Annotated in this window: 11 protein-coding genes and 1 pseudogene; 5 read left to right on the forward strand and 7 right to left on the reverse strand. The window is 39.4% G+C overall.

Annotated features, from left to right (window positions below):
* Positions 1-35: 35 nt before the first annotated feature.
* The 4 genes from B4Z47_RS19320 to gpmI all read right to left on the reverse strand — a co-directional run bounded on the left by B4Z47_RS19320 (position 36) and on the right by gpmI (position 5,119).
* Positions 36-2,330 (reverse strand): TonB-dependent receptor, encoded by a 2,295-nt coding sequence (locus B4Z47_RS19320; protein WP_286727738.1) that lies wholly within the window; start codon positions 2,328-2,330, stop codon positions 36-38.
* A gap of 163 nt (positions 2,331-2,493) precedes the next feature.
* Positions 2,494-2,808: a hypothetical protein gene (locus tag B4Z47_RS19325; protein ID WP_159333236.1), complete on the reverse strand. Its 315-nt coding sequence runs from the start codon at positions 2,806-2,808 to the stop codon at positions 2,494-2,496.
* 210 nt (positions 2,809-3,018) lie between these two features.
* Entirely contained in the window at positions 3,019-3,606 is a 588-nt protein-coding gene (locus B4Z47_RS19330) for a hypothetical protein (RefSeq protein WP_115047437.1), read from the reverse strand.
* Positions 3,587-5,119 carry a 2,3-bisphosphoglycerate-independent phosphoglycerate mutase gene (gpmI, locus tag B4Z47_RS19335; RefSeq protein WP_153845177.1) on the reverse strand — a complete coding sequence of 511 codons (1,533 nt, stop codon included), beginning with the start codon at positions 5,117-5,119 and terminating at the stop codon, positions 3,587-3,589. Before gpmI ends, B4Z47_RS19330 begins: the two co-directional genes overlap by 20 nt.
* Before the next feature lie 173 nt (positions 5,120-5,292).
* Here gpmI and B4Z47_RS19340 point away from each other — a divergent pair, with 173 nt between their 5' ends.
* The 4 genes from B4Z47_RS19340 to B4Z47_RS19355 all read left to right on the forward strand — a co-directional run bounded on the left by B4Z47_RS19340 (position 5,293) and on the right by B4Z47_RS19355 (position 8,291).
* Positions 5,293-5,751: a DUF4783 domain-containing protein gene (locus B4Z47_RS19340; RefSeq protein WP_157698559.1), complete on the forward strand. Its 459-nt coding sequence runs from the start codon at positions 5,293-5,295 to the stop codon at positions 5,749-5,751.
* 77 nt (positions 5,752-5,828) lie between these two features.
* Positions 5,829-6,686, forward strand: coding sequence for a carboxylating nicotinate-nucleotide diphosphorylase (nadC, locus tag B4Z47_RS19345; RefSeq protein WP_070563656.1), 858 nt, complete (start codon positions 5,829-5,831; stop codon positions 6,684-6,686).
* Between the two features lie 15 nt (positions 6,687-6,701).
* On the forward strand, positions 6,702-7,352 hold the full coding sequence (plsY, locus tag B4Z47_RS19350; protein WP_046674998.1) for a glycerol-3-phosphate 1-O-acyltransferase PlsY: 651 nt from the start codon (positions 6,702-6,704) through the stop codon (positions 7,350-7,352).
* A 126-nt stretch (positions 7,353-7,478) separates the two neighbouring features.
* A complete protein-coding gene (locus B4Z47_RS19355; protein WP_070563652.1) occupies positions 7,479-8,291 on the forward strand; it encodes a M48 family metallopeptidase in 813 nt (270 codons plus the stop codon).
* Between the two features lie 74 nt (positions 8,292-8,365).
* On the opposite strand, the gene B4Z47_RS19360 is transcribed toward B4Z47_RS19355, so the two are convergent.
* The gene (locus B4Z47_RS19360) at positions 8,366-8,842 is read right to left on the reverse strand and encodes a hypothetical protein (protein ID WP_070563649.1); all 477 of its coding nucleotides are present in this window, start codon (positions 8,840-8,842) and stop codon (positions 8,366-8,368) included.
* A 465-nt stretch (positions 8,843-9,307) separates the two neighbouring features.
* Between B4Z47_RS19360 and B4Z47_RS19365 the strand changes: the two genes are divergently transcribed.
* On the forward strand, positions 9,308-12,616 hold the full coding sequence (locus B4Z47_RS19365) for a TonB-dependent receptor (RefSeq protein WP_286727739.1): 3,309 nt from the start codon (positions 9,308-9,310) through the stop codon (positions 12,614-12,616).
* A 232-nt stretch (positions 12,617-12,848) separates the two neighbouring features.
* Here B4Z47_RS19365 and B4Z47_RS19370 read toward each other — a convergent pair whose 3' ends face one another.
* Entirely contained in the window at positions 12,849-13,388 is a 540-nt protein-coding gene (locus B4Z47_RS19370) for a transposase (RefSeq protein ID WP_070563643.1), read from the reverse strand.
* Positions 13,385-13,641: pseudogene (locus B4Z47_RS19375) on the reverse strand (hypothetical protein); the annotation flags it as partial. The gene B4Z47_RS19370 and the pseudogene B4Z47_RS19375, both read right to left, overlap by 4 nt.

Consider the following 13,641-nt stretch of genomic DNA (forward strand, 5'->3'; position numbering starts at 1 on the left):
CTAATCTTAATCGACTCGTTTGTGCTAAGCTAAATTTACTTTATGCGCAATGGCATATACACACCGAAGGTGATGTTTCTCCCCATGTTATAGACACCAAAGCTCGTGTCTTCCTGTGAAAGACGTCCTGGGCGCAATCGGCTCAGTGCATCGTAATAACGTTTGTTGGTCAAGTTTGAAGCTGCTGCAAATACTTTGAGCTGTTGCGATCCGAGATGTAATGTTGTACCGATCCCTGCGTTCAATAAGGAATACGAGTTTGCTGGGGTTTCGAAGGTTTCATCAATGCGGTTCTGTTTGAAATAATTGTCCAGACCCACAGAAACGTAGAAAGCATTCAAACCGTTAATCTTAGGCTCAAGTCGCAATGTATTGTGAACAACACCAGCTGGAATCAATGCAAGCGGTCTGTTAAATGTATTGTTCTGTGCATGGGTATAGCTAAATGTATTATCCAGGTGTATCCAGTTCAACAAATGAAAATTTAGGCTTCCTTCGACACCATAAAGATTGGCGTTGACCTGGCCATAGCGATATACGTCGTAGGTATGCGAATCGCCATCTTCACCCACCACAGTTTTGGTATCGCCTTTTGTTGTTGAGGCATAGATAAAGTTGTGGATATAATTTTCATAGATTCCGATACTTCCTGTGACGATGCTATGTCCAAACTCCAGCGTTGCATCCGCTTGGTAGCTTCGTTCAGGTTTCAGGTTTTCATTTCCCACTTCATAGCGGTAAGTCCCTTCGTGCACCCCGTTTGAGCCGAGTTCAGCGGGATTAGGGGCTCTAAATGCCGAACCCGCATTTGCTTTGAAATTGAGGTCTTCGCTGAAAATATGGGTATATCCAAGTGCTCCGCTAACATTGCTGAAACTATTTTTAAAGCCAGCGAACTGCTCTTCGTCTTCAATAAAGAGCTGCTTGCCTTTGTTGTTGACGTAGTCATAGCGTAATCCAACGTTAAAGGTGTTTTCGCCCCAGGTTTTCTTTGCATAGCCAAAAGCGCCCAATTCCAACTGATCATAGGCCGGAATTAAGAATTCAACACCTTTATTTAAACTGTGTTCCTGGCTAGCACTAATACCAAAGACATGTTGCCAACCATTTTTTTCACTCAACGAATATTTTGCGTCAAGTGAATATGTATTCAAATCAAAGAATAAAGAAGGTGTTGCTTCTTCGAGCTCCCGACGTTGATTTTTTTGATAGCCCAGATCAAGTTTTAAACTACCCGAACCGATGACAAAGTTATTGTTGAGGGCCAGTTTGTAATGGCGGATATCCTGTTTAGGGAAATCTAAGGTCCGGCTTTTTGAGTTTATGTAAAGCGGGTCACCAGGTTCGGCGTCGTAAAAGCCGATATTATTTTTCAGGTATGAAAAATTCAGATGAGAGTAGCCCCATTGTTTGTTTAGCCCGAGCATACCACTGAAATTACTGGTATTAAAACCACTATTGCCATATCGGCCTGCGGGTGTATTATACGAATAGGCATTTTGATAAGAACTACGCCCACGCCATACGAAGCCATTTTCATTACCGGTAAGCATAACCGAACTATTGGTTAGTCCGTTGTTGGTGGAGTAGCTGCTCAATACTTCACCTTTAATTTGCCCAGCTGTAGGAACATTTGGTTCAAGCACATTGATTACACCGCCAATAGCATCAGATCCGTACATCAAGGAAGCGGCACCGCGTAGGACCTCCACACGATCCGGTTGATTTTGGTCGATTTCAATACCATGTTCGTCTCCCCATTGCTGTCCCATCTGTTTGACACCATCACTTACCGTGACGACACGATTATAGCCAAGACCCCGTATAACAGGTTTTGAAATGCCTTGTCCCGTTGTGATCTGGCTTAGTCCGGGAACTTGTCGGGCAAGCGCATCAATAAGATTCGTCGCATTTCCCTGTAATTCATCTTTGGAGATTACAGCAACCGAAGTACTGTTGCGCCGGCTCTGTGAAGTAACCAATGTACCTGTAACGACGACTTCATTGGTTTCAATAATACTTTCGGTTAGGGCGAAATCAAGGGAAAGATTTTCTGAAGTTAAATCGACGGTCTTGACAACGGACTGATAGCCCAAGAAACGGACCTCAACTAGGTAGCGTCCACTTGAAGGAAGTGATTTAAAGCTATAACGACCTTGTTGGTCTGATGCAGTGCTCGAACGAAGCTGTTGCAGAGATATTGTAGCACCGGCAATGGGAAGATTTGTTTTTGCATCCGTTACTTTACCGCTGATTGTTGCGGCAAGGGCCGGAAATATGGAGAAATAGGAGACAAGCATAAAAATGCAGCCTATAATTTTAAGTTTCATCTGTACGAATAATTTTTACGTATATATAACATCAAGGATAATAGAAACCCAATAACTCATCGTATGAATTCTTGAGATTGTCTAGTTCTAAAAACTTTTATGAAGTCGTTTGTCGCAATAATGAGAAGAATATAGGAGTGACATTATCGGACTTATGTAAAAATTAAGCGATGGGGGGACCACGATTGCCAGAAAGCAGTGATCGAATAATTTGATCTCCGGTGATAAACAGGCCAAATTCAACCTGCTGTGTCGGAAGTATTAATTCGTGCAGCGTAAAATGGAAAAGAATTTGTGGATGTGAATTTTGGTCACAGATGGAACACTTCGGATGGTCTCCATGGTGTTTTTTTGCAGGACTGTCTACGATACTGAGTGCAGTTTGCGGATGCGCATGGGTATACACAATGAACTGACCAATTAAGAAGGTCATTAAGAGCATGAATGCTGCGAATTTGTTCAATGAGATATCTTTCACGCTGAAATCACTACGTTTAAACCCATTTATCCGTTGAGTTATTTTGTTAATCAGATCAAAGGTAAGGAAAATATAATACAAAGCAATTGTGTTGCATTTATTATTTTGAACCGATTATCGAAAGGATGTGATAGGGGATACCCATCGGAACAAAAAAAAGTGTCTATCCAAAGATTAGATAGACACTTTGCATATGATCGATAAGGTTGTTTATTTTTTGGAAGGAATAAACTTGCCTTCAATTTCATATTGATTGGCATCCAAGCCTTGGACATCTTGAAATTTGACAATGCGATAAAGCGAGTCCGTATAATAGTCTAATTTTTCTTGACTATCGTATAAGGTATTTGTTATCTTTTTATCGATATGGATGTGTTTTACCTTTTCGTTGTTATCAAACTCGATGCGTAACTTTTGTATTTGTAGTTCTTTCTTTTTAGCTGTAAATTCTGTTACACAGTCTACAGCTTTAACTTCATACAGTGATGGATCGAAGTTTTTGCTGATGTCGGCAGCTTGAAAGGCGGAAAGTTCATTTTTCCAGTTGCTAATTTTCAGTTCCTTTTGTTCTTTTTCTCCATCTTTGTTGACAGATTTTAGAACCGAGGGGTTGAGTTGCTGCAGGCGATTGACCTCGGCAGTAAAGAATGAATCAACAGAAAATATGTCTGAAGATTTTTGAGGACCTTTTGTCGCGGATGGAGATCCACAGCTCCAAAAAAGCAGCGCACTGCCCATAACAAGGGAAAGTGCTCTGCCACTATTTATAAGTAAATTATTATTCTGATACCAATACATTTCCTGTCATTTCAACGGGGATATTGACGCCTAAAAGCTGTAAGACGGTTGGGGCAATATCACCTAATTTACCATCTGCTATTTTCTTATACTGATCGTCAATTAAGATACACGGAACCAAATTGGTTGTGTGTGCCGTATTTGGTGATCCATCTTCATTGACCATAAACTCGGAGTTACCATGATCGGCCAAAATAATAAAGGAGTAACCATTTTTAAGGCCTGTTTCAACAACCGTTTTTGTACATTGATCAACAGTTTCTACCGCTTTTATGACAGCGTCAAAAACACCTGTGTGACCTACCATGTCTGGGTTTGCAAAATTCAGACAGATAAAATCTGGTTGAAGGGTCTCCATATCGTTGACGATAGCTTCTGTAATTCCTTTAGCAGACATCTCTGGTTGAAGATCGTAGGTCGCTACTTTTGGTGATGGAACCAACAAGCGGTTTTCACCTTCAAACTGTTGTTCACGACCTCCTGAAAAGAAAAATGTCACGTGCGGATATTTCTCTGTTTCGGCAATACGCGTTTGTGTTTTATGATTTGCTTCCAACACTTCACCCAAGGTATTGGTCAAGTTATCTTTTTGGAATACCACTCTGACATTTTGGAATGTTTCATCGTAAGAGGTCATTGTCACATAATATAGATCTAATGGTTGTAGATCATATTCTGGAAATGCCTTTTGTGTCAATGCAATTGTAATCTCGCGGCCACGATCTGTTCTGAAGTTGTAACAGAATACAACATCACCTTCTTGGATTGTTGCCACTGGCGCACCGTTTGCATCTACCAATGCAATTGGTTTCACAAATTCATCGGTTACACCTTCGTCGTATGATTTTTGGATCGATGCAACAAGGTCATTGGATTTTTCACCTTCCGCTTTTACCAAAAGATCGTATGCTAATTTTACACGTTCCCATCTGTTGTCGCGGTCCATTGCATAATATCGGCCTATTGCAGAGGCAAAAGTACCTGTTGTCGTCTTTAAATAGTCTTGTAAGTCTCTAACATAACCAATGCCGGAGTTTGGATCCGTATCACGGCCATCTAAAAATGCATGTATAAAAACTTGGTCACTTGTCAAGCCGGCCTGTTTTGCAGCATCACATAAGCCTTTTAAGTGCTTTGTATGTGCGTGTACACCACCATCAGAAAGTAATCCGATTAAATGTACCTTTTTGTTATTTTCCAATGCATATTTAAATGCGTCTTGAATAATAGGGTCCGAATTGAATACACCGTCATTGACAGCTTTGTGAATACGACCCAATTCTTGATAGACGATTCTTCCGGCGCCAAGATTCATGTGACCAACCTCCGAGTTACCCATCTGTCCGGCAGGTAAGCCTACAGCTTCACCCGAAGCCTCTAAGCTCGAGTTTGGATAAGCTTCTAATAAATGATCTAAAAATGGTGTGTTTGCAGCTTCAACTGCATTTGATTTATCATGTTTTCCATATCCTAGTCCGTCTAGGATCATGAGTGCAACTTTTTTCTTATTCATCGTATAACAAAGATAATCTTAATTTTAGAATCTATCAACGCATCTTAAAAAGTTCCCTTGTTAATCCCTAATAATTTTATAGGTTTGTGGCATAATTTATGTTCGGTAAAAAAACGGAGCTACCTAATGATTGATATGGATGATAGAAGCTGTTCTATAATATGTTGAGCTATATGAAATTTTTAAGCTATTGCGCATTTATACTTATTAATAGTCTTTTTGTACACACTGCGGCCTTCGGGCATTATTTAAGAGAAGTAAATACAGTGGTAAAGGTAGCTTTGCCAGGTGATGATGATTCTTTAGGAAGTATTTCAGAGGAACTGAAATCGTATTTGAAAGAAGGTAATGCAAAAAATATGGCCAAGTATTTCGGCTCAAACTTAACCTTATCTATTTTGGGGGAGAATGGCGTATACACAAAGTATCAGTCAGAAATCATGTTGGCGGCATTTTTTAATCAGCATAAACCCAAGACTGTTAAATTGACGCAAGCCAGCAATGCGAACAATGGCTATCAATATTTTACATTTACATTAGCTACAGAACAAACAAACTATCGTGTCTTTATTAAGATCGGCGTAGGAAATAATAACCATTCGATTGAAGAGCTAAGAATCGACAAAAATTAAAGCTAGCGATGCTTTTTTTATAAATCTATTTTTCGATTAAAAAATTATTCCACATCTTAGCCCAATAAATAGTATTTATGGAGAAGGAAATCAAGGACTATCTGGCCCAGTTTGTAAAACAGGCTGTCGCGGAAGATTTGGGCGATGGTGATCATACCTCACTTTCTACGATTGAGGCTGGGGCGCAAGGTGAAGCCAAATTGATTGTTAAGGATAATGGTATTTTAGCAGGGGTTGAAGTCGCACAGGCGATTATTGCTTATATTGGCGATACGTTGGCCTGTGAGGTGTTTATCCAGGATGGAAGTCAGGTTAAAGTAGGTGATATTGCTTTTTATGTGAGGGGAAATATCCAAAGTATTTTGCTGGCAGAGCGTTTGGTGCTGAATGTCATGCAGCGTATGAGCGGCATTGCGACAACTACCCGAAAATATGTAGACCTTCTCAAAGGTACAGATACGAAAGTTTTGGATACACGGAAAACCACACCCTTATTGCGTGTATTGGAGAAAGAGGCCGTTCGTATAGGAGGTGGAACCAATCATCGTTTTGGTCTTTTTGATATGATTTTAATTAAGGACAATCATGTGGACTATAGTGGTGGTATTGTGCCGGCGCTAAAACGTGCAAATGATTACAGAAAGAACCTAAATAAACCAATAGAAATAGAAATTGAAGTCCGAAATTTTGCGGAGCTTGATGAAGTTCTTAACTTTGGCGAAGTGGACCGAATCATGTTAGATAATTTTTCGCCGCAGGATGTAGCCAAAGCTGTTCAGCTAATTGACCATCGATTCAAGACAGAGGCCTCTGGGGGAATAACTTTCGACACGATCCGATCGTATGCGGAGGCTGGGGTAGATTATATTTCAGTAGGCGCTTTAACACATAGTGTAAAGAGCTTGGATCTTAGTCTGAAAGCCAAATTAATATAAGAACTGATTTAATTAATGATATCGATTTATTTAGTAACTGCAGTATTACTAGCTTATTTGTTTGGTTCCATACCTACAGCAGTTTGGTTGGGACAGGCATTTTATGGGGTAGATGTTCGTGAGTATGGTAGCGGTAATGCTGGGGCGACTAACACCTTTCGCGTATTGGGCCCTAAAGCGGGATCGATCGTGATGTTTGTAGATATATTTAAAGGCTGGACAGCAACAAACCTGGCTTATTTAATAGAACTGGGGCAAAATACCAGCGATGTCCAATTTGTCAACTTTCAGTTGGCACTTGGCGTTATTGCGGTATTAGGACATTTGTTTCCTGTATTTGCAGGGTTTCGAGGTGGAAAAGGGGTGGCAACCCTGTGTGGTATGATCCTCGCTATACATACACCTGCCGCTTTGGTCTGTGTTTCAGTGTTTATCATCATCCTGCTGACAACTCATTATGTTTCGCTCGGTTCCATTTCTGCAGGTTTTGCATTTCCTTTTAGTTTGGCCTTTATTTTTAAAACAACGATACCTTCTGTGCTGCTTTACGGAATAGCCATCTGTATCCTGTTGTTAATTACCCACCAAAAGAATATAGAGCGTCTGTTAAAGGGGCACGAGTCCAAGATCTACCTTTTTAAGAAAAAAGCGAAGGAAAAAGAATAGGCACAATAATTGTATTTGCTAAGTACGATTTAATAATTATTGTGAAATATCCATATGGGAAGAGCGGAAACGCGATGAACAACGTTTGGATATTCCATATGACCATGGAAAGAAAAATATAGACATATGAACGGAATGTTAAAGTATTCGGCTATCGTATTAGCATGCGTAACACTGGCATCGGGGCTGTCAGGCTGTGCAACTTCAGCTGTTACCGGCAAAAAATATTTAAAATTAGTGAGTGCTGATCAAGTGAACCAACAAGCTGCATTGGCTTATAAAGATTTTTTATCGAAAAATAGCGCGAAAGTAGTAACCGGAACTGCAGATGCGGCGATGGTAAAACGTGTTGGTAACAAGCTTGCAACGGCGGTAAATCAGTATTTGCAGAGTACAGGTCGCGCAAATCAATTTAACTTCAATTGGGAGTTTAATCTGGTGAAGAGTGATGACGTGAATGCATGGTGTATGCCTGGGGGTAAAGTTGCGGTATATACCGGAATATTACCAGTAACACGTACAGAAGCGGGATTGGCAACAGTAATGGGACACGAGATAGCACACGCTATTGAAGAACACTCTGTGGCTCAGGCTTCGAATCAGATCGCTTTACAGCTGGGTGGACAAATTTTAGGTTCAGCTGCAGGCGTATCTGGAAACAGTACGCTTGGTGTTTTTAATAATCTGTATGGATTAGGAGGCAACTTGGCGCAACTGAAATTTTCGAGAAGCGACGAATCGGATGCGGATGCAGCGGGTTTGATTATTATGGCTTTGGCGGGTTACAATCCCAATGAAGCTGTAGATTTCTGGAAGCGTATGGCATCGGGTAGTCAAAAAGGGCAGCCTGAGTTTTTGAGTACCCACCCGAGTGATGAGCGACGGATTGCGGATATTCAGAAATTGATTCCAAACGCAATGAAATATTATAAAAAATAAACGATTGATAGGATACGAAAAGAGGAATTTGCGTGAGCAGATCCCTCTTTTTTTTGCAATATATTTTGATCAAGTTACACCCCGGCTAGCGCATCGCTAACGCCGAGCACTACACCGATAACCAATCCCATAAAATTAAAGGCTATGGTAATGATGACCATGATGCCAATAAATTTGTAATGTTTTTTTAACGCATCCAAGCAGAGCTCCAGCTGAATGGTGTCGCGGTTTTCAATAGCTTTCTTTGCTTTTGATCCGAAATTATAAAGGAAATAAATTGGAAGGCAGAAAAAAGCAAGAAATAAAAGATAAAGTACACCGAATGTGGATAAGGCCCCTGCTGTGACATATTCGTCGGCCCCGAGTGATAATGCACTGGCTCCGAAGATTAGGCTGACCATGGTTATGGCAGAAATGCCGATGAAAATAAAACAGACAATGGCCAAAAAATTGGCCCATTTGGCCGCTGAAGCCAAGAAGGAGAGTCCTGCCGGAGACAATTTAATGTCTGCAGGTTCTTGAAAAGAAGAATTTTGAATACCGTCTTCCATGAAGCATAAATTATTAGGTGTGCGAATTTCTGAAAAGTTCTTGGCTTTTGAAACATTTTTTATATAAACCATCAGGCCTATAGAATCGTTTAGATTTTTTTGGTCAGAATAAGTTACAGTGGCTCAAATTCGACAAGAAACTGAGTTGTTTAATAAAAGTCTCGATTGACAGGAAATTAGTTAAAAATTTTCAAAAAGTTAAATTCCGATTGGAAGAATGTTGTTACAAAAAAAAAATCCAGAATTGATGTGGAAAACTATTTTTGATCCGATAATTAGAATGTAAATGCTGGTTTAAAACATCTTACAACGTTTTTTGTCGTGATAAATTATAGGTTGATGTCTGATTTTTGGTGTGGATTTCATGAAAAGGGTGTGGTTTAGTGTGTTAAGTTTATATTAAGTCCTTTGTAATTTCAAATCTCTTAGTAATTTTGCTTAACATTTTTTAACAAATCACATTATATGAAAAGATCTTTACTCTTTTTCGCTCTTGTTATGGCCAGCTATGGTGCTGTACAAGCTCAGGTTACAACAAGTAGCGTTACAGGTATTGTAAAAGAGGCTAATGGACAGTTCACATCGGGAGCAACAATTAAAGCTACGCATGTCCCATCAGGAACAGTTTATTCAAGCTCGGCTAATGCTGCAGGCAGGTTTAACCTTGCCAATATGCGTGTTGGTGGACCTTACAGAATTGAAGTAACCTATGTAGGACAACAACCTATCGTGTATGAAGATGTTTATTTACAATTAGGTGAACCTTTCGTGGTAAATCCTGTTTTCGGCGATTCAGCGACTAATCTTGAAGAAGTAGTTGTTACAAGAGCTGGAGTTTTAAAAGGAGAGCGAAATGGAGCATCTACCATTGTTGGGCGTCGTCAGATCGAAAATTTGCCTACAATTACTAGAAGTGTAAATGATTTAACCCGTTTAACTCCGCAGGCTAATGGGACTGCTATTGGTGGGGGAAATTACCGTGCCAATAATTTCACTGTTGACGGAGCGAATTTCAATAACCAATTTGGTATTGGCCAAAATATTCCAGCAAATGGATCTCCAATTTCTATTGACGCGATAGAGCAGATCTCAGTGAATGTAACTCCTTTTGATGTTCGCCAATCAGGTTTTACAGGAGCGTCTATTAATGCTGTAACACGTTCTGGTCGTAACGATTTCTTTGGCTCAGCTTTTTATAGTGGTCGTTCTGATAAACAACAAGGAACTCGTGTAAATGATGTGGTGTTTACACCTAATGATCTAAGTGTAAAACAGTATGGTGTAAGTTTAGGTGGTCCAATTATTAAAAACAAGTTATTCTTCTTTGTGAATGTTGAACAATTGAAGCAAACTGAACCAGGGCCGACCAAAGTTGCTTCTGTAAAAGAATCAGACTATGGAACTACAAGTTATTTTGCAAGACCTACAGTTGCTTTTATGGATGAAGTGAGCAATTATTTGAAAAATACTTACGGTTATGATCCTGGTGCTTACCAAGGATATTCTTCGAAAAGTAATAATGATAAGATTTTTGCTCGTATCGACTGGAACATTGCTGATAATCACAAAATCAATTTTAGATACAACCAAGTTAAAGGGAAATCTCCTTCTAATTTGAGTTCTTCATTTAGTGGTTCTAATATTGATACAAAAGTGTATCCAATGAGTAGAACTGGAAATAATGCTTTAAGTTTTCAAAACTCGAATTATTTTCAAGAAACAAACTTATATTCCGCGACAGCCGAATATAATGGAAAGATTGGTAATTTGAATCATTCTGCTCGTCTCTCTTATGTGAACCAAGATGAGCCTAGAAGTGTCTCGGGAAGTGTATTTCCTTTAGTAGATATACGTGATGGTATTGCTGGTACTGGTGGTAATATACTTACCTCTTTTGGAACAGATCCGTTTACGTACGGAAATCTTCGCTCGGTCAAAACTTGGACTGCAAATTATGACGCTAACTATACCTTGAACGATCATTACTTTACTGGAGGTCTTCAGTTTGAGACATCGCGTACTGTAAACGGATTCCAACGTTTTGGTGCTGGTTACTATATGTATAACTCTTGGGAAGATTTTACTGGTGGCAAACCTGCTGTAAACTATGCGCTGACTTATCCGTTGACGGCAGATGGCTCACAGGCTATGCCAAGCTTCAAGTTTAACCAATGGTCACTTTATCTGCAAGATCAGTTTACAGTAAATGAAAAATTGAAATTGACAGGGGGGATCCGCTTAGAGCTTCCAACATATCCTGATGTATCGGAAATGAAAACTCATCCACTGTTGCAGAGCTTAGAATTTGCTAACGGACTTCATCTAAATACAGGTGCGATGCCTAAAACAAGAGTAATGGTATCTCCGCGTTTTGGATTTAATTATGATGTTAATGGTGATCGTTCATTTATTGTTCGTGGAGGTACAGGAGTATTTACTGGTCGAATTCCTTTTGTTTGGATCGTTGCTCAATCAGGAGATTCTGGTATGCTTCAATATACAAAGACTTATGCTGCTGGCGATGCAAATATGCCATCATTTAGCCCAGATATTAAAGCAAACTACCCTGCCACGCCTGATGCAGCAGGAACTTCATTGCCCGGAAATATGTCAGCGATGGATGTTAACCTTAAATTTCCTTCAACTTGGAAATCAAGTGTAGCTGTTGATTACAAGTTACCTTGGGGAGTAGTGGGTACAGTAGAGGCTATCTATAATAAAGATATTAATGCTGTAGTTGCAAAAAATGTAAACTTGGTTGATCCGACGGCAATGAATATCGCTGGATATGGAGATACTAGATTTATTTTCCCGAATGCAAACGCAGATAAATACCTATATACAATTGACTCAAAAGGACAACCTGTTAAAGGATCTACAGGACAATTTATTCCAACGTACATGACCAATGCGAAAGGTGGACATTATTATTCGGTAACTGCTCAATTGCAAAAAGGCTTCGATAAAGGATTTTCCGGAATGGTTGCATACACTTATAGTGGAGCTAAAAATTACGGTGATGGAGCTGGAGATCAAATTCAAAACCTATGGTCTATTCCTCTTCAAGCAAACGGTAACTCCAATAATCCCGAACTGGGATATACTACCAATATTGTTCCTCATCGTTTAATGGGATCTGTGACTTACACCAACAATTGGATTGGTAAATTGAACACTTCGATGACATTATTCTATAGTGGAAGCTCAATGGGTAGATTCTCTTACTATTATGGTTCTGATTTTAATCGTGATGGTCAAAATAATGACTTAATCTACATCCCGAAAGATGCTTCAGAATTGAAATTTATTGATATAGCGGCTGGTAACAGTAACTATGGTAAGAAAGCATACACTGCGCAGGAGCAATCCGACATATTTTGGAGCTTAGTGGATGGCGATAAGTACCTTAGCGAGCACAAAGGAAAGTATGTTGAACGTAATGGCGCTGTTGCACCATGGAGACACCAGTTTGACTTCCATTTGTCACAAGAAGTATTTAGAGGAATCGGTGGCGGAAATAATTCATTAGAATTCTTCTGGGATGTGATGAATATTGGTAACCTATTTAATTCTTCTTGGGGTACTTATAAAATTAATAACAATATTTTATTGACTCCAAAAAATATTGATAAAGTAGCAGCAAATGGCACTACAGTTCCAACATTTAACTTGGGCTATGCAAATGGCGATGTAATAAAAGAGTTGAATCGACCGAACGAATCGATCTCTTCAACTTATTATATGCAGTTTGGTGTTAAATTTAAATTTAACTAAGCATAATATATAGTAAATTAATCTACGACACCCCAAAAGCTTGATGATAGCTTTTGGGGTGTTTTTTTTCGATTGCAAAAAGTGCTCGAATTAGGGGGGTATTGCAAATTAAAGGTAGTGTAAACTGAACTGTGTCACATCACTCCTTTTAGGGTTCGTGCTCAGAGGCTGAAAGCCTCGAGTGCGACCCCTAAAACGAGTTGCCGAAGGCTTTAATTCTATCCCCAAATTTCTATATAACCAACATTAATATACTGTTAAGTAACTTATTGAAAAACAAACTCACTGGCACTGATATCTGATTTTTTCGTAGTGTTTCTAAATAGAGCGTCTTCTCAACTGGAAGATATGCTTGCTTTTTTGTTAACATGTTATAAATAATGACTGCTAGCTTTCTGGCTGTAGCTGTAATTGCAGCAACTCTACCGTTTCTTAAAGCGATTCGTTTAAAAAAATAATTTAGATACCCCTCCTTTTTATTGCCAATTGAGTTTGCGGCATGTCGGAGCGCATCTGCCAGCTTATTTTTACCCGACTGAGTTCTTTTAGAAATTATTTTGCCTCCAGTTTTCTTGTTGTTGGGTGCCAGGTGAAGCCAACTCGTAAAGTGTTTAGCCGTAGGAAACGAACTTAAGTCTGTTCCGACTTCTGATAGAATGGTTAATATGGTTCCCTTTCCAATCCCTTCTATCTTTGAAAGATCCACTCCGGCACTCATTTGATAGCTTAATTGAGCTAAATCAATATTTATTTCATTTTTGGTAAGCGTCAACTTTTTAGCAGAAGGGTAGTAAGGTCTCGCTTCGCCATCTTTTCTCTCATTTTCCTCGATTCTTTGTTCAAGTTGTTTTTTATCTCAACATCGCATTCTTGAATTTTTTTCTGAAGATATTGATAGAGCTCATAACTTTGTTTAAGTTCAAATATATACTCTTCACGCCAGTCTCCTGTCAATGCTAATGCAATTTCGTTCTTGCACTTTTTGACCCTATTGTGTGCGAGATTTATGATACTCCCTATTTGCT

Origin of the sequence: Sphingobacterium sp. UBA2610, assembly GCF_002339225.1 — a bacterium.
GTDB classification, from domain to species: Bacteria; Bacteroidota; Bacteroidia; order Sphingobacteriales; family Sphingobacteriaceae; genus Sphingobacterium; species Sphingobacterium multivorum.